We start from the raw sequence: 18,201 nt of genomic DNA on the forward strand, positions 1-18,201 counted from the left end.
TGGGGCGATCTCTTGATCCCGGTTATCGTCACCCACGACAAATGATGATGCTCCTGACTATCGCCGTCGCCGCCATGCTCACACACTTCTCTTTTGGCAGCGACACAATGTCCGAACTGGCAGTTGCCCGTAAAATTCGATGAAACGGGGTTGATCTGCCACTCGCTTTATGGTCGGATTTCCTCAACTGACCTCCCCGGCTGGCCCTGCCAGTCGGGGCTTTTTTTTACATCAGAAGATAATCGACGGGCTGAGGAAGGGCGGGCAGGTTTTCCTCACCCAGTGCTTCCCGCAGATTGATTTCGATTGTGTCGGCGATAGCACCGATGGGCAGATCGTTGGGCAATGTTCCGAACGGCTCCTCCAGCTCATCGCCCAGCGCGTCCAGACCAAAGAAAGTATAGGCCACCAGCGTCGTCGCAAATGGCGTTCCCCAACCGAGCATATCCGCAAAGCCGAACGGTATGAAGAAACAGAACAGATAGGCTGTGCGATGCAGAAGCAGCGTATAGCCGAAGGGAACAGGCGTGAACCGCAACCGCTCGCACGCCGCCTGAACCTCTGCCAATGCGGACACTGAACTGTCCAGCGTCCGGAAATCGACCGGATGCAGAGCGTCTTTCACACGCATATCCGCAAGCACGACACCAAGCCGGCGCAAGATGAAATCGGGCTTGTTGCGGCTTCGAGCCAACCCCTTCCGCTCTTCTTCCGACAGCCATTTGTCGTATTTGTTTGAGCCGCCGGTTCCCTCTGGCCGAAGATGACTAACCATTGCCTGCGAAAACGCGATCGCATAACGGAGCAGCTTTTCCCGCCTGCCTTCCAGTCCCGGCACATTTTCCAGCAACTGCGTCTGACGCGCCAGATTGCGCGTCGTATAGACGAGCTTGCCCCAGATTTTGCGGGCTTCCCACCAGCGGTCATAACAGGCGTTATTGCGAAAACCGAGGAAGATCGAAAGCGCAATACCGAGCAGCGCCAGGGCCGTCCCGTTGTTGACGGCTGGCACCCAGCCGGGAAAAGCGCGATGCGCCCAGACGACCAGCACCGACAGAAGGAAAACCGCAAAAATCTGCGGCAGGATACGCAGGATGATGGAGCCCTTGAGAATAAAGAAGACCTTCCACAAAGGGGGACGCGGGCGAACAATCATTTCAAGTGGGTCCGACGAAGATGAGCAAATGCAGCCTATACGCCTTCTTGCAACACACGACCAGAAGCACCCTGTATTTTCTTACCGTATAAGAGAATACAAAATTATATTATTCTAAATAACAGTATTACTTATCATAAAATTGTTCTGACAAATATTATTTCATCAGTTTTCATGGGTGAGACATGTCAATCCAATCCTTGATAGACAATATTGCCTCAAACTCCAATATAGACCCTGGAACCGCCGAGCAAACAGTTGGTATATTGCTCTCCATCATCCAACACGAGGCTCCCATTGTCGCGCCGCAGATATTCAACCTGATTCCCGGAGCGCCCGCACTGGCACGCGCCAATGACGTGCTCAATCCCGAAAATCACCAAGCGAATGGCATCCTCGGAACAGTTTCCAATGTCGCAGGAAACTTCGCGGGCGAAAGAATAGGCGCACTGGTCTGTGGTCTGGCGGCCTTGAAATCGACAGGCATGAGCATGGATCAGACCAATCAGGCATTCCTGACAGTCGTCCGCCATATAAGGCAAAGGGATCGAGAACTTGTGCGAAAGCTCTTTGCTTTCGTCCCGGCACTGAAAAGCCACTTCAATATTCCACTTGCTGAATCTTGACTGAAAATTCACCGAACGCCAACAAAGCCGCGCCTTATGCATTGACGTCGGTGCACCATTGATGATCCCTGCATCCCGATCCGGCGCAGCAGCCTCCGGGTCGCTTCTAGATGGTTGTCGTGGAAGCCTAACGGCTTACCCGCCAACTGCGGTTTGAACCGCCCCTTGCGGGGGCAAGGAATACGGAATTTTCATGTCTGTTCAGTCTCTCATCGACAGTATTGCAACCAAGATCAACATCGATCCGCAGCTTGCAGAAAAGCTGGCCGGTTCGGTGTTTTCCGTGCTGCAGCACAGCACGCCTGAAATCGGCAACAAGATTTTCGCGCTCCTGCCGGACGCGCAGCAACTCGCCGCCGCTCACGACGTGCTTGCAACGGGCACTGGCGGCATCATGGGTGCGCTGTCGGGCCTGATGGACAATGTGGCGGGCGAAAAGATGAGCGCGCTTCTGAAAGCCGCTGCCACGCTTCGTTCCAGCGGTCTCTCCAGCGACCAGATCACCGAAGCAGGCGGACAGGTAATCAACTATGTGCGCGATCATGACCCGAAACTGGTCGACCAGCTGGTGGCGAACGTGCCTGCACTCAAGGGCCATTTCGGCCTCTGACGCATCAAATTTCTTTTGTGTGCGCTTTCTGCGATCGCGCACACAAAAGCTTGCCGGACCCATTTGTCATTGAGGACGGTCACAGCTATCATGCCACTATCGAAATCATTTTCTGGTGATTGATGTCTGCTGATACGACGGAAAAGAAGGTTACGCGCGCCCCGCGTCGCCGTACGCCTGCCTATGTCAAATCTCTTCGCGGTGTGAAGAACTGGAAGCAGGCGACCGAATGGCTTGCCTGGCGTGATATCGAAGACATCGAATGCATTACCCCCGATCAGGCAGGGGTTGCCCGCGGCAAGATGATGCCGTCGAAGAAATTCACCTCCAATACCTCGCTGGCATTGCCTTCTGCCGTCTTCATGACGACGATTTCGGGTGATTATCCGGAAGACGGTTACGGCTTCCATTATCCCGAGGATGACGGCGACCTGAGACTGCTGCCTGATCTTTCCACGCTGTCGGCTGTTCCATGGGAAACCGACCCGACGGCACAGGTTATCTGCGATCTCGTCTATCAGGACGGGCGTGCCGTCGAGTTCACACCGCGCAACGTGCTGCGCAACGTCGTCGCCGCCTACAGCAAGCGCGGGTTGAAGCCGGTTGTTGCGCCGGAAATCGAATTCTATCTGGTGCGCAAGAACCCGGACCCGGATTATCCGCTGACCCCGCCGGTCGGCCGCTCGGGCCGCGCTATTGGCGGCGGACAGGGCTATTCGATTGCGGGCGTCAACGAGTTCGACGAACTGATCGACGATATCTACCATTTCTCCGAAGGTCAGGGGCTGGAGATCGACACACTGATCCACGAAGAAGGCGCTGGCCAGCTTGAGATCAACCTGCGCCATGGCGACCCGGTGGAACTGGCCGACCAGGTATTCATGTTCAAGCGCACGATCCGCGAGGCGGCGCTCAAGCACGATATGTATGCCACCTTCATGGCCAAGCCTATTCAGGGCCAGCCCGGATCGGCAATGCATATTCACCAGTCCATCGTGGACAAGAAGACCGGACGCAACATCTTCACCAATGAGGATGGTAGTGAAAGCGAGGCTTTCCGCCATTTTATCGGCGGCATGCAGCGTCATGTGCCCAACGCGCTTGTCATGTTCGCGCCCTATGTGAATTCCTATCGCCGCCTGACGCCGGATGCTTCCGCACCCGTCAACGTCAAATGGGGCTACGACAACCGCACCACTGCCTTCCGCGTGCCACGTTCCGATCCCAACGGGCGCCGCGTGGAAAACCGCATCCCCTCCTCCGACGCCAACCCCTATCTCGCGCTGGCGGCTTCGCTTGCCTGCGGACTGATCGGCCTTGTGAACAAGATTGAAGCCGAACAGCCTGCGACCACCAGCGTCAACACCAAGGAAATCGAGCTGCCCCGCGGCCTGATCGACGCGGTGGAGCTGTTTGAAGAAGACACGGAGCTGCGCAATCTGTTCGGCAGCTCCTTCGTCACGACCTATGCCGCCATCAAACGCGCAGAGTTCGAAACCTTCATGGAAGTCATCAGCCCGTGGGAACGCGAGTTTTTGTTGCTCAATGTTTAAGGGAGTAAGGGAGTAAGGGAGTAAGGGAGTAAGCAGATATGCGGGGGCGTGGCTGTGGCAATCAATTCTTATCGCGATATACTTGTGTGGCAACAAGCAATGGAGCTCGTGACAGCTATATACAAATCGACTGAAACCTGGCCGAAAGAGGAGATTTATGGCCTCACCAGCCAGGTTCGGCGCGCTGCTGTTTCTGTCCCGGCCAATATTGCTGAAGGTTATGGTCGCGATACGCGTGGCTCCTACCAGCAGTTTCTCCGTATCGCCCAAGGCTCCTTGAAAGAAGTGGAAACCCACTTGCTCATTGCTGAGAGGTTGGGTTTCATCGAAAGCGCAAAAATGGGACCCATAATGGCTATGAGCGAAAGTGTCGGAAAACTGCTACGGCTTCTTATCCGCAAATTATCGGAAACCTGACATACTCCCCTATTCCCTTATTCCCCTACTCCCTTAAACGGAATCGCCAATGCCCTACCAGTCCCCAATCTCACCCGGCTATTCCTGGTACGAGGCGACTGTTCCCGACCGACCGCAATATCCCGAGATGGATGGCTCGCGGCAGGCTGATGTCGTCGTCATTGGCGGCGGATATACGGGGCTTTCGGCTGCCTATCATCTGGCGAGACAGGGTGTGGATGTCACGCTCATCGACGGAGCGCGGTTCGGCGATGGGGCGTCGGGGCGCAATGGCGGCCAATTCGGCACCGGTCAGCGCACATGGGCCGAGGACCTCGAGGCCGAATATGGCTTTGAACGCGCCAAGGCCCTGTTCGACGTGGCGGAAGAGGCCAAGGCCTATCTCCTTGCCTTTGCCGACGAACACAACATCGACATGGAATATGTGCCCGGCCAGATTTCGGTCGTACACAAGCCGCGCTATCTGAAGTCGTATGAACGCCATGTCGAGCTGATGGCGAGTCGCTTCAACTATCAGCATCTGCGTCTGCTCGACCGCACGGAAACAGTGAGCCTCCTCGGTTCAGAGCGCTATTTTGGCGGCGTCTATGACGCAGGCACCGGTCATATCCATCCGCTGAAACTGCTAGTCGGAACTGCAAAGGCTGCCCATGCAGCAGGCGCAAAGCTGTTTGAAGACACCAGAGCCACCAAAATCAGCACCGCAAGCGGACGGGTCGAAGTCGAAACCAACCGCGGAACCATTGTCGCGAAAAACGCCTTCATCGCGGTTAATGCCTATGGCGGATTGCTTGAGCCGGTCAGCGCATCGCATGTCATGCCGATCCGCTCCTTCATCGGCGCAACAGTGCCGCTCGGCGATGACAGCCCCATTATTCCGGGCGGTGAATCCATCGACGATTCCCGCTTTGTGGTGCGTTATTTCCGGCGTTCGAAGGATGGCAGACTGCTGTTCGGCGGGCGCGAAGCCTATACTGCCGACAATCCACGCGACATCAGCACGCATATTCGCCGCCAGATCGCCGAGATTTATCCGGCACTGGACAAGGTTGAAATCACCCATGCATGGGGCGGATCAGTCGGCATCACCATGCCGCGCCAGCCCTTCGTGCGCGAAGTGATGCCGGGCGTCATTTCCGCAGGCGGCTATTCCGGCCATGGCGTCATGCTGGCCAACTATATGGGCAAGCTCTACGCGGAAACCGTCGCAGGCAATCGCGACCGGTTGAAACTGTTCGAGGAACTGCGCATTCCAGCCTTCCCCGGCGGTCGCACTTTCCGCTCGCCGCTGCTGTTCCTTGCCCTGTCGTGGTATGCACTGATGGACAGAATATAGGCCATTGCTTGAGCCCACTCATATGGAAAGGCGGAGTGCCAATCAGCGCCCCGCCTTTCTTACCACCGCCCGGTGCTATTCACTCTTTTACGCTACACTCTCACCGACCTTTGCCGCCAAACGCTGATAGGTTTCCTCAACCACGTCGCGTAGTGGAAGAATGCCGCTCAGGCATAACAATGCATGCATGTGCTGGCGGGCACCTTCATAGCCCATGAGCGGCGCACACGGGCTCATGACGATATTGGCTTCATCCGGATATAGTTCCTGATACTCGGCAAAATTCGTGAAGCTTCTATAGCTGTCGCCGCGCATCAGATAGGTTTCCACGGCAGCCCCTTCCGCCAGCACGGCATCATGACTGTCGAGAACGATATTGTAGTAATCGATAGCCGTGTCCATCGCCACCCGTGCTATGCTCTGGCCGTTGACCAGATCCTTCGCGCGGATCAGCACACCATCGATAAGCAGTGCGTGGTTGGGCGAAAGATAAAGGTCGCGTTGCGGGGTTTTGCTGTCGATGGCAAAGCGCTTGACGCGGATCGGCATCACATTCTCATTCCATTGTGAGCCGCCTTTTCTATGGCTCTGCCAGCCCATCCATTTGACCGGGCGCGTTTCACCCCGAGCCGTTGTCACAAGATCGCCGACGGACAATGTCTCCACTGCCACCGGCCCCATCGGCGTTTCGATCAGCGTGCCTTTCAACAGGCAATTGGAGCCACCGCCACCATGACCACCACCGCCGTGGCCGCCATGCCACCACTTGTTGCCAAGGGCCTGCGACGGACGTGACGACACCATTGAAGCAAACACACCCAGTGCCGCGACCTTGGCGGCAGTGGCGGCTGTAAGACCCAGAAAATGCCGTCGCGCACGACTGCGCGGTGAATGCGCATTCTTTCCTGAAGACATGTATCCCTCCGCTCTTCTCGTTACGGCACCGGCCTGAAAATCAGCGTGGATTTCTAGCAAAGCACGATGCGCAGCTTCAAAAACTGAAGCGTCGTTCCGTGTTGCCCGGATCAGCGGCGCCTCAATGCTTTGCCCCAAGTTTACGAATCTGATCTTAGCCGATCGCGCTCCCGAAAAGATTCCGGCAATCAGGCCATAAGCCTTCTCGAATAGGCGTAAGCCCTACTTCGAAAGGTGAGTTTTTCTGCCATTCAGAGACGCCGCATATACCCGACAGCGCTGATCGAGGTTAAGGCCGCTCCTGCAAGTGTGATTTGTCAGCCTTTTAAAAATAGTATACCCCCCTATTCTAATAGAAAGGCTGTTTCAATGAGCGTGCATCATCATACGAACCATTCCGGCCATCACCTGAATTCCAGACATGAGCATGTCTTCCTGGGCGAAAATCACCGGCGCAACGAAAAGCGCACCTGGATCGTGATCGCCATCACGGCAACGATGATGGTCATCGAAATCGTTGCTGGAAACCTTTATGGCTCCATGGCGCTGACCGCCGACGGCTGGCATATGTCCACCCATGCAGCGGCAATGCTGATTGCGGCCCTTGCCTATCTCTATGCACGCAAGCACGCACATAATTCGCGCTTTACCTTCGGCACGGGGAAGCTCGGCGATCTGGCGGGATTTGCCAGTGCAATTGTTCTGGCGCTGATCGCCCTGCTTATCGGCTGGGAAAGCTTCTGGCGTTTCACCGCTCCGGTAAACATCAATTTTCACGAAGCCATTCTGGTCGCGGTCATCGGGCTTATCGTTAACCTCGTCTGTGCCTGGCTTCTCAGGGACGATCATTCTCACCACCATGGCCATTACCACCATGATCATGGTGATGATCATGCGGGAGGCCACGACCGGAACCTGCGCGCAGCCTATATGCATGTGCTCGCCGATGCGTTGACATCGGTTCTTGCCATCGCAGCGCTTCTGCTGGGCAGTCTTTACGGCTGGCTCTGGCTCGATCCGGCAATGGGCATCGTCGGTGCGCTGGTGATCGCAAACTGGTCATGGGGATTGATAAAAGACACCGGTTCAACACTGCTGGACTATCTGCCCGAGGACGAAGACCTGCCAGAGGAGATTACGGAAATCATCAATCGTGAGGGTGGAGAAATTGCCGATCTGCATGTCTGGCAACTCGGGCCGGGTCATCACGGGGCCATTGTTTCAATCATCGCTGAAGAACCAAGAGCGCCGTCCTATTACCGGAAGAAGCTTGCGGCAATCCATGATTTGTCGCATGTGACAGTGGAGGTGGAAGCGCGCGCCGCCTGAATATGGAGCATGTCTCCCAAAAGAGAGAACCGGTTTTGGGAGACATGCATGAATGCCAGCAACATTGCCATGAAGGATCGAAGCTTCCATGACCCACACCATCCGCGAAAAGCAGAAGCTCATCAACCGCGTGCGCCGCATTCGCGGCCAGCTTGAGGGTGTGGAACGGATGCTCGAAGAAGAGAAGGGCTGCGCGGAAGTCATGCAGGTGATTGCGGGCGTACGCGGCGCGGTCAATGGGCTGATGGCGGAGGTGATTGAAGACCATATTCTGATGCATGTTGCCGATGGCTCCCTTCCGCAAAAAGAGCGCGACGAAGGTGCAGGCGAACTGGTCGACGTGGTTCGCGCCTATATGAAATAGGCTTTCAGAACCCGGCTTCATGTCAAGACGTACTTTTATCGTCACAAGGACAGCGCAACATTTCTGCGCCGGATGTTTTCCCCTATTGCGTGCAATTGGAAAAATACTAACCTTCCAACCGTGGCATAGCGAGTCTATGTCGGGGCTTGGAAGGAAATATGATGAAAAAGAAAATGATTGTTGCGGCTGCTATCATGGCCGCAATGGCGACGCCTGCGCTGTCGGCAGATCTCGGCGTGTCGTTCCAGTGGGGACCGACGAAGAAATGCTTCGATTCAAAGTCGCCGCCGTTCAACATCACCGGCGTTCCAAAGGAAACGAAAACGCTGACGTTCCGCATGGTGGATCGCAATGCCATGGGTTTTGAACATGGCGGTGGCAAGGTCGCCTATAATGGCAAGGCCGCTATTCCCTATGGCGCATTCCGCTACAAGGGGCCTTGCCCTCCAGGCGGTTCCCATAACTATTCGTGGACGGTGAAGGCGCTCGACGCCAGCGGCAAAACGCTTGCCGAAGGCAAAGCAGCGAAGATGTTCCCGTAAGGACTTCATCGTGTGCCAAGTGAAGCTGTTGACATGCGCCCGAAGCAGGAATAGCTAGACGGCATGAACAAAGCACTCATCAACACTCGGTCTTATTACGCCCCGCTCATATAGCGGCGGGTTTGCTTTGTCATAGTTCAACCGCTGCATTGCCAGCGGTTGAGTTTCAAGGACAGCACCTCTGGCCATGCGGCCCTAAAGAGGTCAGTCCATGTCTCGCGACAACAATCAGCATATGAAAATTGGCATTATCGGCTTTGGTGCATTCGGGCAGCTTATCGCCCGTCACCTGAACCCGTATTTCCAGTTATATGCTTACGATCCTGCCGCAGACCTTGAACGGACAGCGCTGATGCATGGCGTCACCCTGACCTCTCTGGAAGAGGTCGCCCTCTGCGATATCGTCATCCTTGCAACGCCGGTCGCAACGCTTGACCGCGTGGTGGAAATGATCGCCCCGCATCTGCGCCCCGGTGCGCTTGTTCTCGACGTCGGCTCGGTCAAGGTCGGCCCCGCCGATACCATGCGGCGCGGCCTGCCTGCGCATGTCGATATCGTCGCCACACATCCGCTCTTCGGTCCGCAGAGTGCACGCGACGGCATAACAGGTCTGAAAATCGCCGTCTGTCCCGTACGCGGCACGCGGTTCCACCGCATTGCTGCTTTCCTGAAAAGGGAACTTGCGCTCGATGTCATCATAACAACGCCGGAAGATCATGACCGCGAGGCGGCAATGGTTCAGGGGCTGACGCATCTGATCGCCAAGGTTCTGGTGCAAATGGAGCCGCTACCAACCCGCATGACAACGAAGAGCTTCGACCTTCTGATGCAGGCGGTCGGCATGGTCCGTCACGATGCGCCGGAAGTGTTTCAGGCCATCGAACATGCCAATCCCTATGCTCCGCAGGTGCGCAGACGTTTCTTCGAACTGGCAGATCGGGTCAATGCGGAACTGGCGCGGCCCGATCCGGTCATAACGCAAAACCGGGCCGCAGAGGTGGCTACAGGGGCATTTCGGAAGTCTGCTTGACCGTCTGGCTCGGTACGTCGGTCTTCAGGTTCTGAACGCCCTTGATCCGGCTCAGATATTCCGACTGGAAGCGGCGGTAATCCTCGATATCCGCCGCAACCACCCGGATCATCGCATCATAATCGCCGAGCATGAAATAGCATTCGAGCACCTGCGGCAGCTTCAATATCTCCTTGGCGAAGGTCTGCAGCGTTTCCTCATCCTGCTGGTCCAGCCGGATGCGCGTGAAAAAAGTCAGCCCCTTGCCGACCTTGGCCGGGTTCAGGACCGCAACATAACGGTCGATCACGCCCGCCTCTTCCAGAAGCTTCACCCGCCGCAGGCATGGCGAAGGCGAAAGACCGACCTCGCGCGCGAGATCATTGTTGGCAATGCGACCGTCGCGCTGCAGTACGCGTAGAATCCGTTTGTCAATCTCATCCAGCTTCATTGGCGCTCAATTCCATTTATGCCAATCTTATTGGCATTCCCTGCCAAATATTGATGCATAAGGGCATAATTCGCAACCAAATTGCTCGCGAAATTGGATATAGTCGCGAAACTTCTCAAGCAAATATGCAAGAGACTGAGCAAGGGGCGGTTGTTAATCAGCGACGAGCCAACGGGAATTTTATGGATATTTCACAGGCCTATGTGCCTCGAAAAAGCAGATCCGGGCGCGGCTCGGAATTCCGTCGCGGGGCCGCAGCCGGTCTGCCTGTTCTGCTTGGCATTATTCCCTATGCGCTGGTTCTGGGCGCGCAGGCCGCGCAAAAGGGCCTCAGCGTCATTGAAGTCCCCGTGATGACCGGGCTGAACTTTGCAGGCGGATCGGAATTCGCGGCCATCCAGCTCTGGACCTCGCCGCCGCATGTCCTCCTGATTGTTGCGATCACCTTTCTGGTCAACAGCCGCCATCTGCTGATGGGCGCGGCTCTGGCGCCCTTCATCCGCCATCTGCCCAAGCGCAAGGCTTTTGCGAGCCTGTTTCTGATGTGCGATGAAAGCTGGGCGCTCGGCCTTGCGGATGCCAAACGTCGCCAGTCGAAAGGCGTCAATCCGGCGCTGAGCCTCACCTTCTATGCCGGTGTGGCCATACCTTTCTACCTCGCCTGGGTCGTCTTCACGACGCTGGGTGCCGCCTTCGGGCCGATGATGGGAGACCTGCGCCCCTATGGTTTCGACATGGCATTCCCGGCAGTGTTTCTGGTGCTGCTGGCGGGCATGTGGAAAGGTTTTGCGGCAGCGCGCCCATGGCTGGTCAGTCTTGTGGTGGCCGCGCTGACCTATCTCACCATTCCCGGCGCCTGGTATGTCGCCGCCGGTGCCTTGTCCGGTCTTGTTGCAGCCTATCTGCTGGCAGGTGAAGAATGATCGATCCATTAGCTGTTCTGACCATCGTTCTGATGGCAAGCGTCACCTATCTCACGCGGATCGGCGGCTATGTGCTGCTGCGCAACCGCACGCTCAGCAAGCGTGCGACGGCGGTGATGGAAGCCGCGCCCGGCTGTGTTCTGATTTCGGTCATCGCGCCCGATTTCGTGTCCGACAAGCCTGCCGACCTGATCGCGCTTGCAATCACGATCTTCGCCGCAACGCGCTTTTCCATGCTTCCAACAGTGCTGATCGGCATTGGCGCGGCAGGCGCCTGCCGCTACCTGATCGGGTAAGCATGTCTCCAAAAAGTGGGAACCGGTTTTTGGATAAAGACATGCTTGAAAGCAAGTAAACATGTCTCCCGAAAGTGGAGACCGGTTTCGGGACAAAGACATGCGTGAAAACAAATAAGCATGTCTCCCGAAAGTGGGAGCCGGTATTGCTCAGTGCAGGTGCTTTAGCTTGTCCGGGTTGCGCACCACATAGATGCCGACAATCTTGCCGTCCTCAATATCGAGAGCTGTCGTCTGGATTTCGCCATCGGCTTCACGCGTGATGATGCCGGGCAAACCATTGATGAAGACCGTACGCAAAAGCGTGGACTGGTTGCCACGGAAATAGCCTGCCAGTTTCTCGTGGGTTTTCATCACCTCGTCGAAGCCGAAAACAGGCTTCGGGAAAGCCGGGCGCTTGCCGCCGCCATCAGCCTGAAGGTTGACATCGGCTGCCAGCATCGCACCAAGCGCATTCATATCGCCGCTGCGCGACGCGGTGAAAAAGGCCTGCGCCAGTTCCAGCCCGCGCTGCTTGTCGACCTGAAAACGGGGACGCTCGTCGCGCACATGCTTGCGGGCGCGTGCAGCAAGCTGACGGCAGGCGGCAGCATCGCGCTGGATTGTTTTGGCTATCTCGTCGAAATCCAGCCCGAAGACATCGTGCAGCAGAAAGGCGGCGCGTTCCAGTGGCGAGAGACGCTCCAGCGCCAGCATGAGCGGAAGGGTAACATCATCATCCGCTTCCTCTTCGACAACCGGATCGGGAATCCACGGCCCGAAATAGGTTTCGCGCTGGTTGCGCCCGGATTTCAGAAAATCGAGGCACAGGCGGGTAACGGTGCGGCGCAGAAACGCTTCCGGCTCACGCACCTCGCTGCGGTCGGCGTTCATCCATCGGATGAACGCCTCTTGCACCATATCCTCGGCATCGGCAACCGAGCCCAACATGCGATAGGCGACGCGGATCAGTTTCGGGCGCAGCGGATCGAAGCTTTCGGCTGCATCGCCTTGCGAGGATATGTCGACCATCAGACGGCTGCCTTTACTGCCGGCTTCTTGGCTTCCGGTTCGAACCAGAGACCAAAGCCAACCGCCATGCGGTTCCATCCATTGATGATGTTGATCATCAGCGTAAGGTTCACTTGCTCCTCCTCGGTGAACTGTGCTTGCATGGCAGTGCGGGCGTATTCCAGATCATGGCCTTGCGACAGGCGGGTCAGCGCGTCGACCCATCCCAGAGCCGCACGTTCGCGCTCAGAGTAGCACGGCGCTTCGCGCCATGCCGACAACAAATAGATGCGTTGTTCGGTTTCGCCAAGAGAGCGTGCTTCAAGCGTATGCATATTGATGCAATTGGCGCAGGCATTGATCTGCGAGGAGCGGATTTTGACAAGCTCGATCAGGCTCGCTTCCAGACTGGATGCGATGGTCATCGAAGCGTTCATCCAGGACTTCATCGTGGCAGGGGCAACATTGAACGGGTTGAGCAGAGGGGTCATGGTATCGTTCCTTTCGGTTCAAGGGGTTCGATAGACATGACGAGACAGCAATGCCGTATGTGACATTCGGCAGAAAAAAATTTTGAATGCCCGATATTTCGGCTTTCGTGCGTCATCCGCTGGTTCTGTCGGTTCCATAGTTATCGCTTGCCGAACCCGACCAAAGCGCGTGAAACGCACCTCCCATGAAAGCCAGCGGGGCGATTATGAGCGGTCCGCTCGTAAGTACCAAATAAAGCGCATGCGGTCACGGACGTTGCCACCGGTAGCTTCGTAAGCCGCAAAAGTGTCGGCAAATGCTTTGCGCCCTTCTTCGATAAAGTCGTAGCGATGGCTGATATCAACCATCTGCCGGCGTGCGGCTGTTGCGGAGAGTGCGACGCGCTCAGCCCAAGTTAAGCCGTATGGCTCGCCCATCAATGCATTTACCTCTACCCAATAACATTCGCAGGTACCTTCCGGCATGAGGAATTGCAGTTGCCCACCAACGTTGAGAAGGCCCAATTTCTCGGCTTCATCGATCACCAGAGGTATCGTTTCAGGTTGCCAGCCCCATTCACCACCGCTGCGGCAAGCAGCAGAACGCAGCGTATCCGGGAGAAACATCTCAGGCGCGCCTTTCATGCGGCAAGGCTATACATCTTCCATAAGTCGTCAACATCTGATTCAGTGTCGGCATGAGATCGATACGATCTGGCCGCCCCCGAAAGGGGCATGAATCCAAGTCAGACCAATCTGTGCGTCCCTCTCATGTCCCCTCCTTCGCTCCGCTCACTTCTTCCTCCGTTTCCCAATCCGTCTCTCCTTTCTCAGCGTCCCCGCTCCTTTCTTGTTCTCCTGAGCCCGATCTCGACAACCTGTCTCCCTACCCTTCCCCCCTCTTCCTCTCCTCTCCTCTACCTTCCTTACGTTCCACTTACGTTGACAACATACCAACTAGTCGGTATTATTTTATGGAAGGTTTTTAACCCGGCTATTCTGGATGGGCTTGCTGGAAAAAGCCCGCAGAAGACTGCGACCGGAACCGGGAGGCATCGGTTTACATCCGGGGTAATGAACGTGACATTGAGGAGGAGCCATTATGAAAAATGCGTCCACCAACAACAACAGTCCGGTACGTCCCGTCATCACCGCATTTGAAAATTCGCCTGATCGCGGCCGGGGAATGGCGCGGGACATGCCTGTTCGATGGGCGCTTGAAGAGACCGGGCGGGACTATGATGTGCGCCTCGTCTCGTTTGAGGCGATGAAAGCCAGCCCACATCTCGATCTTCAACCCTTCGGGCAGATCCCCACCTATGAAGAGGGTGATCTGGCGCTGTTCGAATCCGGCGCGATCGTGCTTCATATCGCGGAACAGAACCCCGGCCTTCTGCCGGATGACGCCAATGGTCGCGCACGCGCCATCACATGGATGTTCGCCGCGCATAACACCATCGAACCGGTGATCGTCGAGCGGGAAACGGCCGGCTTCGTGGAACGGCAGGAAAGCTGGCATGTGCAGCGCATGCCAATGGTGGAAGCGCGTATCCGCAAAAGACTGGACGCACTTTCCGCTCGTCTCGGCAATAATGACTGGCTGGAGGGCGGGTTCAGCGCCGGTGATCTTCTGATGGTGACCGTGCTGCGAAGGTTGAAGAGTTCAGGCATGTTGAACGGCTACCCGAACCTTGCAGCCTATGTCGCGCGCGGCGAAGCCCGCCCTGCCTTCAAGCGTGCATATGACGCCCAGCACGCGGTTTTCCTCGCCGCATCGAAAGATTGAGCCTGTCTTGGCAGCCACCTATCCGCAGTCGAGTTCACTCAATATCCATTCCCTGAATGCGCGGACCTTGGGCGTGTTGCGACGGGATTTGGGATAGACAAGCCAATAGGATCGCCCATCATCGCCAAGGATGTCGAAAGGCTGGATAAGCTGGCCGGTGGCAATCTCTATCTGATGGAAAGCTGGCGTAAGAATGCCCACGCCCTGCCCCGCGACCGTCGCTCGCCCTTCAATATGCTGCGCTCCGAGCCGGCTCTGCGTATTGCCCTGCAATTGCGGGTTTTCAATCCCCGCCGCCTTGAACCAGATTTTCCACCACGGGTCGCTCGCATCGATGATCTTGAGCCGCAGCAAATCGGCAGGTTCCTTCACTCCGCCGATGGTTGCGGCCAGAGCCGGGCTCAGCATGGGCGTGAAACTCGCCTTGATGAGCTGATGCGCTTCCAACCCCTGCCATTTGCCGAAACCGCTCCTGATCGCAATGTCCACGTTGGTTGTCGCAAAATCGATCACGCTGTCGGACGTGTCGAGCCTGACCGCGAGCGACGGATGCCGCATCTGGAACGAGCCAAGCCTATGTGCCAGCCAGTTGGCGGCAAAAGTCGCGAGAACGCTGATCGTCAGTGTGCCCTCCGCATCTTCCCGCAGGCTGGCAAAGGCATTGCGCATCGTCTCGAAGGCTTCCGTGATCGCGGGCGCAAGACATTTGCCGAGTTCGGTCAGTTCCACCTGTCGCGGCAAGCGCAGGAAAAGCGGCGCGCCGACGCGTTCCTCCAATATCTTGATCTGATAGCTGACCGCAGCCTGCGTCATGCCCAGTTCCTCCGCAGCGCGGGTGAAACTTGCGTGGCGGGCGGCGGATTCAAAAACACGAATGGCCGATAAAGGGGGAAGCGCTGTCGTCATGATGCATAAGTCCTCCTTATGCATACTAATCGAGGTTCAATTGGAAAACAAAGGTTATCAGGCGCATACCTATAGGCACAGTTTAACGAGCAGCTGCCTCCCACAGCCGCTTCATTCGATAGGTAAGGTCATGAAAAACCTCGATTCTGCCTGCACAACCGCCACAGCACCCGCCATGAGCCATGCGACAAACAGTGGCTGGAGCGCGCTATTCTCCCGCCTGTTTTCGCGCAAACGCACTTATACCGTCATCACCGAACATTCGCCGGAATACCTCCTGCGCGATATCGGTATCAGTGACGGGCGCACGCAATATTATTCACGCGACGGCCATAAGCTGCCCGAATGGCGGTGACCGTGTCACGCGCTGATGACGGCAAAGCCCCGCGCCTTGAGGCCGCGGCGGTCCTCGTGCAGATTGCTGACGAGGCGGCTTCGGCTGCCGTCCAGATGCGCGCTCATCAACGCCACCGCCCTATCGGCATTTCCATCGCGCACCGCGTCGAGAATGGCGCGATGTTCGGCCCATGCGCGGGCGAGCGCGGCCTCGTCGCGCACTTCCAGCCAGCGCGCCCGTGAGAGGCGCTGCATGGCATCGCGCACGCCACGGCTGAGAAACTCGTTACCGGACAGCCGCGCCAGCTCGATATGAAAATCCATGCCGATACGGTGCCATTCCTCGCGCGAGGTTTCGGCATCGCAGCTATCCAGCATCGCTAAAATCAGCTCCACGCCGCTGCGATCTTCAAGCGCGCAGGTCAGCTTTAACGCGGCAATTTCCAGTGCTTCGCGATAGACGCCAATCTGCTCGATTTCGCCGAGATTGATCGGCGAAACGGTCCAACCGCGCCCTTCGCGGCAGATGAGCCCTTCCGCCTCCAGCCGCAAAAGTGCTGCCCGGATCGGCGTGCGTGAGGCTTCAAACTGCGCCTCGATCCAGCGCTCGGTCAAACGTTCGCCCGGCCCCAGTTCCAGACCGAGGATCATGTCGCGAAGTTGCGTTTCAACCTGCCTCATCTGTGACATTGGCGACCATTCTCCTCTTATACCAAGGCGCTGAGATGCTAACGCATCACGCATTGAAAATGCTCAATCACCGCACGGGCTTGACCAAAACTCCAAGAGTGAAGGCTCTTCGAGTTTTGGTTTTCCACCCGCACTGCAATTGACAAGCCTGATCAACAGGCGCATTCATGCATACCGTTTTGGTATCCCAAAATGGAATACATTGCAATCGCGAGACATGACATGAGCACCGCCCAAGCCGCTGCAAGCGACGAAACCGTCGCCACAGCCCGCCAGGAAAATGTGGCCACTGAGGAAAACCACGAACGCTACTGGAAGCAGAACCTGCTGATCTGCCTCATCGGCTCGTTCACGACACTCATTGCCATGTCGCTGCTCCTCCCCTTCCTGCCGCTCTATGTGGAACAATTGGGTGTCACCGATCATGCGGCAATCGTGCAATGGTCGGGCGTCGCCTACGGCGCGACCTTTTTGGCCGCAGCCTTCGTCGCACCGCTGTGGGGCAGGCTTGGCGACCGATACGGGCGCAAGCTGATGCTGATCCGCGCGAGTCTCGGCATGGCCATCGCCATGTCGCTGATCGGCATGGTCACGAGCGTCTGGCAACTGGTGGCACTGCGCCTGTTCGTGGGCATTGCGGGCGGCTATTCGTCCGGCTCGATGATCCTCGTCGCCACTCAGACGCCAAAGGAAAAGACCGGCTGGGCGCTGGGAGCGCTCTCGGCTGGCATCATGGCAGGCAATCTGGCCGGCCCCTTGCTCGGCGGCGCACTGCCGCCACTGATCGGCATTCGCGCAACCTTCTGGCTGGCGGGCGGCGTGATCTTTCTCACCTTTCTGGCCACCACATTCCTGATCCGCGAAGAGCGCAAGCCACCGAAGCCGACCAAGGAGCAGAAGGCGGAATCCATCTGGGCCGCCATCCCTGACAGGAAACCGGTCATCGCCATGCTGGTGACGGGCATGCTGCTGCTTTTCGCCAATATGTCGATCGAGCCGATCATCACCGTCTATGTGATCCAGCTCATGGACGACCAGACGAAAGTGACACTCATCTCCGGTGTGGTGATGGCTGCTGCCGCGCTCGGCAGCATCATGTCGTCATCGCGGCTCGGCCGCCTTGCCGACCGCATCGGCCATACGCGCGTCATCATCGGGGCACTGTCAGTCTCCGCGCTGCTTCTGATCCCGCAGGCTTTCGTGACGGAAGCCTGGCAACTGATTGGCCTGCGTTTTCTGATGGGGCTGGCGCTGGGCGGATTGCTGCCCTGCATCACCAGCGTCATCCGGCACAACGTGCCCGACCGCGTGGCGGGCGGCATTCTCGGCTATTCCGTCTCGGCTCAATATGTGGGCCAAGTTGCAGGTCCCGTTGCTGGCGGTTTCGTCGGCGGTCACTTCGGCATGCGGTCCGTATTCCTCGGTACATGCCTGATCATGGCTCTCGGCGCATTTTATAACTGGACCGTCCTGCGCAAGAACCCGTAGTTTCCGTC

The 18,201-nt window shown here is 57.1% G+C and carries 22 protein-coding genes; 14 read left to right on the forward strand and 8 right to left on the reverse strand.

All coding sequences use genetic code 11. The features are described 5' to 3' along the window. Window positions 1-226: 226 nt before the first annotated feature. Window positions 227-1,156 carry a bestrophin family protein gene (locus HWX93_RS19275; RefSeq protein ID WP_176038375.1) on the reverse strand — a complete coding sequence of 310 codons (930 nt, stop codon included), beginning with the start codon at window positions 1,154-1,156 and terminating at the stop codon, window positions 227-229. 185 nt (window positions 1,157-1,341) lie between these two features. On the opposite strand from HWX93_RS19275, the gene HWX93_RS19280 reads away from it, so the two are divergent. From HWX93_RS19280 to HWX93_RS19300, 5 genes are all read left to right on the forward strand, one after another. Further along, a complete protein-coding gene (locus HWX93_RS19280; RefSeq protein ID WP_176038376.1) occupies window positions 1,342-1,782 on the forward strand; it encodes a hypothetical protein in 441 nt (146 codons plus the stop codon). Window positions 1,783-1,975: 193 nt separating this feature from the next. Further along, a complete protein-coding gene (locus HWX93_RS19285; RefSeq protein ID WP_176038377.1) occupies window positions 1,976-2,392 on the forward strand; it encodes a DUF2267 domain-containing protein in 417 nt (138 codons plus the stop codon). Window positions 2,393-2,514: 122 nt separating this feature from the next. Next, window positions 2,515-3,945, forward strand: a complete 1,431-nt coding sequence (locus HWX93_RS19290; RefSeq protein ID WP_061346947.1) for a glutamine synthetase family protein — start codon at window positions 2,515-2,517, stop codon at window positions 3,943-3,945. A gap of 54 nt (window positions 3,946-3,999) precedes the next feature. Then, on the forward strand, window positions 4,000-4,362 hold the full coding sequence (locus HWX93_RS19295) for a four helix bundle protein (protein ID WP_061347159.1): 363 nt from the start codon (window positions 4,000-4,002) through the stop codon (window positions 4,360-4,362). A 49-nt stretch (window positions 4,363-4,411) separates the two neighbouring features. Beyond that, entirely contained in the window at window positions 4,412-5,698 is a 1,287-nt protein-coding gene (locus HWX93_RS19300; RefSeq protein WP_176038378.1) for an NAD(P)/FAD-dependent oxidoreductase, read from the forward strand. Window positions 5,699-5,785: 87 nt separating this feature from the next. Here HWX93_RS19300 and HWX93_RS19305 read toward each other — a convergent pair whose 3' ends face one another. After that, a complete protein-coding gene (locus HWX93_RS19305) occupies window positions 5,786-6,613 on the reverse strand; it encodes a Hint domain-containing protein (protein ID WP_176038379.1) in 828 nt (275 codons plus the stop codon). A gap of 369 nt (window positions 6,614-6,982) precedes the next feature. On the opposite strand from HWX93_RS19305, the gene dmeF reads away from it, so the two are divergent. The 4 genes from dmeF (at window position 6,983) to HWX93_RS19325 (ending at window position 9,878) form a co-directional block, all read left to right on the forward strand. Beyond that, window positions 6,983-7,942, forward strand: coding sequence for a CDF family Co(II)/Ni(II) efflux transporter DmeF (dmeF, locus tag HWX93_RS19310; RefSeq protein ID WP_176038380.1), 960 nt, complete (start codon window positions 6,983-6,985; stop codon window positions 7,940-7,942). A gap of 88 nt (window positions 7,943-8,030) precedes the next feature. Further along, window positions 8,031-8,306, forward strand: coding sequence for a metal/formaldehyde-sensitive transcriptional repressor (locus HWX93_RS19315; RefSeq protein ID WP_105544021.1), 276 nt, complete (start codon window positions 8,031-8,033; stop codon window positions 8,304-8,306). Between the two features lie 158 nt (window positions 8,307-8,464). Then, window positions 8,465-8,848, forward strand: a complete 384-nt coding sequence (locus tag HWX93_RS19320) for a YbhB/YbcL family Raf kinase inhibitor-like protein (protein WP_235969148.1) — start codon at window positions 8,465-8,467, stop codon at window positions 8,846-8,848. A 211-nt stretch (window positions 8,849-9,059) separates the two neighbouring features. Next, complete coding sequence (locus HWX93_RS19325; protein ID WP_176038381.1) at window positions 9,060-9,878, forward strand: prephenate dehydrogenase; 819 nt, start codon at window positions 9,060-9,062, stop codon at window positions 9,876-9,878. On the opposite strand, the gene HWX93_RS19330 is transcribed toward HWX93_RS19325, so the two are convergent. After that, window positions 9,850-10,308, reverse strand: coding sequence for an Lrp/AsnC family transcriptional regulator (locus HWX93_RS19330; protein ID WP_006473061.1), 459 nt, complete (start codon window positions 10,306-10,308; stop codon window positions 9,850-9,852). The genes HWX93_RS19325 and HWX93_RS19330 overlap by 29 nt on opposite strands. Before the next feature lie 182 nt (window positions 10,309-10,490). Here HWX93_RS19330 and HWX93_RS19335 point away from each other — a divergent pair, with 182 nt between their 5' ends. Both HWX93_RS19335 and HWX93_RS19340 read left to right on the forward strand, forming a co-directional pair. Further along, window positions 10,491-11,231, forward strand: coding sequence for an AzlC family ABC transporter permease (locus tag HWX93_RS19335; protein ID WP_176038382.1), 741 nt, complete (start codon window positions 10,491-10,493; stop codon window positions 11,229-11,231). Beyond that, entirely contained in the window at window positions 11,228-11,527 is a 300-nt protein-coding gene (locus HWX93_RS19340) for an AzlD family protein (RefSeq protein WP_010659133.1), read from the forward strand. Before HWX93_RS19335 ends, HWX93_RS19340 begins: the two co-directional genes overlap by 4 nt. Before the next feature lie 150 nt (window positions 11,528-11,677). Here HWX93_RS19340 and HWX93_RS19345 read toward each other — a convergent pair whose 3' ends face one another. The 3 genes from HWX93_RS19345 to HWX93_RS19355 all read right to left on the reverse strand — a co-directional run bounded on the left by HWX93_RS19345 (window position 11,678) and on the right by HWX93_RS19355 (window position 13,632). Beyond that, a complete protein-coding gene (locus HWX93_RS19345; protein WP_109989544.1) occupies window positions 11,678-12,538 on the reverse strand; it encodes a sigma-70 family RNA polymerase sigma factor in 861 nt (286 codons plus the stop codon). After that, the gene (locus tag HWX93_RS19350; protein ID WP_109989545.1) at window positions 12,538-13,008 is read right to left on the reverse strand and encodes a carboxymuconolactone decarboxylase family protein; all 471 of its coding nucleotides are present in this window, start codon (window positions 13,006-13,008) and stop codon (window positions 12,538-12,540) included. Before HWX93_RS19350 ends, HWX93_RS19345 begins: the two co-directional genes overlap by 1 nt. Before the next feature lie 204 nt (window positions 13,009-13,212). Further along, a complete protein-coding gene (locus HWX93_RS19355) occupies window positions 13,213-13,632 on the reverse strand; it encodes a hypothetical protein (RefSeq protein WP_176038383.1) in 420 nt (139 codons plus the stop codon). A 457-nt stretch (window positions 13,633-14,089) separates the two neighbouring features. Here HWX93_RS19355 and HWX93_RS19360 point away from each other — a divergent pair, with 457 nt between their 5' ends. Further along, the gene (locus HWX93_RS19360) at window positions 14,090-14,773 is read left to right on the forward strand and encodes a glutathione S-transferase family protein (RefSeq protein ID WP_176038384.1); all 684 of its coding nucleotides are present in this window, start codon (window positions 14,090-14,092) and stop codon (window positions 14,771-14,773) included. Between the two features lie 18 nt (window positions 14,774-14,791). On the opposite strand, the gene gcvA is transcribed toward HWX93_RS19360, so the two are convergent. After that, on the reverse strand, window positions 14,792-15,679 hold the full coding sequence (gene gcvA / locus HWX93_RS19365; protein WP_176038385.1) for a transcriptional regulator GcvA: 888 nt from the start codon (window positions 15,677-15,679) through the stop codon (window positions 14,792-14,794). 130 nt (window positions 15,680-15,809) lie between these two features. On the opposite strand from gcvA, the gene HWX93_RS19370 reads away from it, so the two are divergent. After that, a complete protein-coding gene (locus tag HWX93_RS19370) occupies window positions 15,810-16,034 on the forward strand; it encodes a hypothetical protein (RefSeq protein ID WP_176038386.1) in 225 nt (74 codons plus the stop codon). Between the two features lie 5 nt (window positions 16,035-16,039). Here the strand turns inward: HWX93_RS19370 and HWX93_RS19375 are convergent, their stop codons facing one another. After that, window positions 16,040-16,705: a GntR family transcriptional regulator gene (locus HWX93_RS19375; protein ID WP_176038387.1), complete on the reverse strand. Its 666-nt coding sequence runs from the start codon at window positions 16,703-16,705 to the stop codon at window positions 16,040-16,042. A 222-nt stretch (window positions 16,706-16,927) separates the two neighbouring features. Between HWX93_RS19375 and HWX93_RS19380 the strand changes: the two genes are divergently transcribed. Continuing rightward, window positions 16,928-18,193 carry a multidrug efflux MFS transporter gene (locus tag HWX93_RS19380; protein ID WP_109989550.1) on the forward strand — a complete coding sequence of 422 codons (1,266 nt, stop codon included), beginning with the start codon at window positions 16,928-16,930 and terminating at the stop codon, window positions 18,191-18,193. The last annotated feature ends 8 nt before the right edge of the window (window positions 18,194-18,201 follow it).

This window comes from Brucella tritici (assembly GCF_902825325.1).
Lineage (GTDB): Bacteria > Pseudomonadota > Alphaproteobacteria > Rhizobiales > Rhizobiaceae > Brucella.

Excerpts from the sequence above, each read along its gene's own strand:
- HWX93_RS19275 (WP_176038375.1), bottom strand. The coding sequence starts at position 1,156 with ATGATTGTTCGCCCGCGTCCCCCTTTGTGGAAGGTCTTCTTTATTCTC.
- HWX93_RS19280 (WP_176038376.1), top strand. The coding sequence starts at position 1,342 with ATGTCAATCCAATCCTTGATAGACAATATTGCCTCAAACTCCAATATA.
- HWX93_RS19285 (WP_176038377.1), top strand. The coding sequence starts at position 1,976 with ATGTCTGTTCAGTCTCTCATCGACAGTATTGCAACCAAGATCAACATC.
- HWX93_RS19290 (WP_061346947.1), top strand. The coding sequence starts at position 2,515 with ATGTCTGCTGATACGACGGAAAAGAAGGTTACGCGCGCCCCGCGTCGC.
- HWX93_RS19300 (WP_176038378.1), top strand. The coding sequence starts at position 4,412 with ATGCCCTACCAGTCCCCAATCTCACCCGGCTATTCCTGGTACGAGGCG.
- HWX93_RS19305 (WP_176038379.1), bottom strand. The coding sequence starts at position 6,613 with ATGTCTTCAGGAAAGAATGCGCATTCACCGCGCAGTCGTGCGCGACGG.
- dmeF (WP_176038380.1), top strand. The coding sequence starts at position 6,983 with ATGAGCGTGCATCATCATACGAACCATTCCGGCCATCACCTGAATTCC.
- HWX93_RS19315 (WP_105544021.1), top strand. The coding sequence starts at position 8,031 with ATGACCCACACCATCCGCGAAAAGCAGAAGCTCATCAACCGCGTGCGC.
- HWX93_RS19320 (WP_235969148.1), top strand. The coding sequence starts at position 8,465 with ATGATGAAAAAGAAAATGATTGTTGCGGCTGCTATCATGGCCGCAATG.
- HWX93_RS19325 (WP_176038381.1), top strand. The coding sequence starts at position 9,060 with ATGTCTCGCGACAACAATCAGCATATGAAAATTGGCATTATCGGCTTT.
- HWX93_RS19330 (WP_006473061.1), bottom strand. The coding sequence starts at position 10,308 with ATGAAGCTGGATGAGATTGACAAACGGATTCTACGCGTACTGCAGCGC.
- HWX93_RS19335 (WP_176038382.1), top strand. The coding sequence starts at position 10,491 with ATGGATATTTCACAGGCCTATGTGCCTCGAAAAAGCAGATCCGGGCGC.
- HWX93_RS19340 (WP_010659133.1), top strand. The coding sequence starts at position 11,228 with ATGATCGATCCATTAGCTGTTCTGACCATCGTTCTGATGGCAAGCGTC.
- HWX93_RS19345 (WP_109989544.1), bottom strand. The coding sequence starts at position 12,538 with ATGGTCGACATATCCTCGCAAGGCGATGCAGCCGAAAGCTTCGATCCG.
- HWX93_RS19350 (WP_109989545.1), bottom strand. The coding sequence starts at position 13,008 with ATGACCCCTCTGCTCAACCCGTTCAATGTTGCCCCTGCCACGATGAAG.
- HWX93_RS19355 (WP_176038383.1), bottom strand. The coding sequence starts at position 13,632 with ATGAAAGGCGCGCCTGAGATGTTTCTCCCGGATACGCTGCGTTCTGCT.
- HWX93_RS19360 (WP_176038384.1), top strand. The coding sequence starts at position 14,090 with ATGAAAAATGCGTCCACCAACAACAACAGTCCGGTACGTCCCGTCATC.
- gcvA (WP_176038385.1), bottom strand. The coding sequence starts at position 15,679 with ATGACGACAGCGCTTCCCCCTTTATCGGCCATTCGTGTTTTTGAATCC.
- HWX93_RS19370 (WP_176038386.1), top strand. The coding sequence starts at position 15,810 with ATGAAAAACCTCGATTCTGCCTGCACAACCGCCACAGCACCCGCCATG.
- HWX93_RS19375 (WP_176038387.1), bottom strand. The coding sequence starts at position 16,705 with ATGTCACAGATGAGGCAGGTTGAAACGCAACTTCGCGACATGATCCTC.
- HWX93_RS19380 (WP_109989550.1), top strand. The coding sequence starts at position 16,928 with ATGAGCACCGCCCAAGCCGCTGCAAGCGACGAAACCGTCGCCACAGCC.